The 1,916-nt window shown below is 45.8% G+C and carries 3 protein-coding genes and 1 other RNA gene (1 of these 4 cut by a window edge); 3 read left to right on the top strand and 1 reads right to left on the bottom strand.

What is annotated here, in order from left to right:
* Window positions 1-421: 421 nt before the first annotated feature.
* The gene (gene smpB / locus RSA72_RS14415; RefSeq protein WP_332624733.1) at window positions 422-898 is read right to left on the bottom strand and encodes an SsrA-binding protein SmpB; all 477 of its coding nucleotides are present in this window, start codon (window positions 896-898) and stop codon (window positions 422-424) included.
* 137 nt (window positions 899-1,035) lie between these two features.
* On the opposite strand from smpB, the gene coaD reads away from it, so the two are divergent.
* The 3 genes from coaD to rnpB form a co-directional block, all read left to right on the top strand.
* Complete coding sequence (coaD, locus tag RSA72_RS14410) at window positions 1,036-1,527, top strand: pantetheine-phosphate adenylyltransferase (RefSeq protein WP_332624732.1); 492 nt, start codon at window positions 1,036-1,038, stop codon at window positions 1,525-1,527.
* 1 nt (window position 1,528) lies between these two features.
* Entirely contained in the window at window positions 1,529-1,795 is a 267-nt protein-coding gene (locus tag RSA72_RS14405; protein WP_068912033.1) for a YfhL family 4Fe-4S dicluster ferredoxin, read from the top strand.
* A 24-nt stretch (window positions 1,796-1,819) separates the two neighbouring features.
* Window positions 1,820-1,916, top strand: an RNA gene (rnpB, locus tag RSA72_RS14400) — RNase P RNA component class A (its annotated part continues 226 nt past the right edge of the window); the annotation flags it as partial.

Here is a 1,916-nt window from a genome sequence, read left to right as displayed (position 1 = left end):
TGCGCAAGGCTCCTTAAAAAGGAGAGGGAATTCCCATTGTGAATTAAATATTGTTTAAAAATGACTTATGAAAGAAGCCTGCTTAAAGACAAAGGATGATTGGCTTTGAGGTATTGTAGCGCTGCTTTAATTATGCTCAGCTGCAAGGTGATCCTAAGCTGTGCGAATGGGGGCACTTGAATGCTGAAAATAAAAAAACCTTTGAATGGATAATGCTGATCAGTTAAGAATTTTTTAATCCTCCCCTTGCGCAGCAGTGCTGCTCACCTTTGAAAAAGGAGGGAGTATTTTGAAATTCAGGAAGATCTTGAATTCAAAAGAATTCCCCTCTTTTGTAAAGAGGGGGTAGGGGAGATTTATCAATGAGTAATAATGAAATTACGCTTAACTGATCAGCATTACTCCGAATGGAGGCTTTTTATTATTTATGCATAATGCGGGCTTTGTCACGCTGCCAGTCGCGGTCTTTCTCGGTTGCGCGCTTATCGTGCAGCTGCTTGCCTTTCACCAGCGCAATCTCCAGCTTCGCTAAGCGCCCTTTCCAGTAACAGGCCAAAGGCACGCAGGCATAGCCTTTCTGATTGACTGCGCCCAGCAGTTTATCAATTTCACGCTTGCTGAGCAGCAGCTTACGCGTGCGGCGGGCTTCCGGCACAATATGGGTAGATGCGCTGAGCAGCGGCTGCACCTGCGCGCCGAATAAAAAAGCTTCGCCATTTTTGAAGGTGATATAGCTTTCCGTTAAGGTCATGCGGCCGGCGCGCAGCGACTTCACTTCCCAGCCCTGCAAAGAAAGGCCAGCTTCAAATTTCTCTTCAATAAAATAATCGTGGCGGGCACGCTTGTTCTGCGCAATGGTTCCGCCGTTATTTTTTTTAACAACAGTTACTTTCGACATAATCAGAAACTTCCAAACTTGTAGCTATTGTACCCGAACTTGAACGCAGGTGAAGTTTTTAAATTGATGGAGTTTCTTCACCAGAAAACAAGATTTTGCTAACATAAGGCTCTACAAAATAAACAGAGCACAAATGGATGTCTATAACTCGCGTAATTTATCCGGGCACATTCGATCCAATTACCAATGGCCATATTGACTTAGTCACCCGCGCATCACGGATGTTTGATGAAGTTGTGGTTGCGATTGCCATTGGGCATCATAAAAATCCTTTGTTTAGCCTGGATGAGCGTGTAGAGCTGGCAAAAGATTCGCTCAGCCATTTGGGTAATGTTGAATTTGTAGGATTTGACGGCCTGCTGGTGAATTTTTTCCGTGAACAGCAAGCGACTGCGGTGCTGCGCGGGCTGCGCGCCGTGTCAGATTTTGAATATGAATTTCAGCTGGCCAATATGAACCGCCAGCTGGACCCGCATTTTGAAGCCGTATTTTTAACGCCTTCAGAGCAGTATTCATTTATTTCATCTACGCTGGTGCGTGAAATAGCCCGTTTAAAGGGCGATGTCACCAAGTTTGTTCCGGCAAACGTGGAAAAAGCGTTTAAGCGTAAACTTCAACAAGGCTGGTAGAGTGTCTTTATATATCACCGATGAATGCATCAATTGTGATGTCTGTGAACCCGTATGCCCGAATGAGGCGATTTTTATGGGTGAAATCATTTATGAGATTAACCCTGATTTATGCACGGAATGCGTCGGGCATTACGACAAGCCGCAGTGCCAGCTGTTCTGTCCGGTGGACTGCATTCCGCTCGATCCGAACCATGCGGAAAGCCAAGAACAGCTGATGCAGAAGTATGAAAAACTGATTGCTCAAAAAACATCAAGCAATGAGTGAATTTTTTTGCTAAGATGCGCGCTCGAAGTGAGCCAGACGATCGCTGCTGCCAAGGTCTCCGTGACTAAAGCAGGGGAGGAAAGTCCGGGCTTCATAGGGCAAGGTGCCAGGTAACGCCTGG

The organism is Acinetobacter sp., assembly GCF_036659555.1.
Lineage (GTDB): Bacteria > Pseudomonadota > Gammaproteobacteria > Pseudomonadales > Moraxellaceae > Acinetobacter.
The sequence above is the reverse complement of the archived record's forward strand: the minus strand, read 5'-3'. Positions and strand labels throughout refer to the sequence as shown.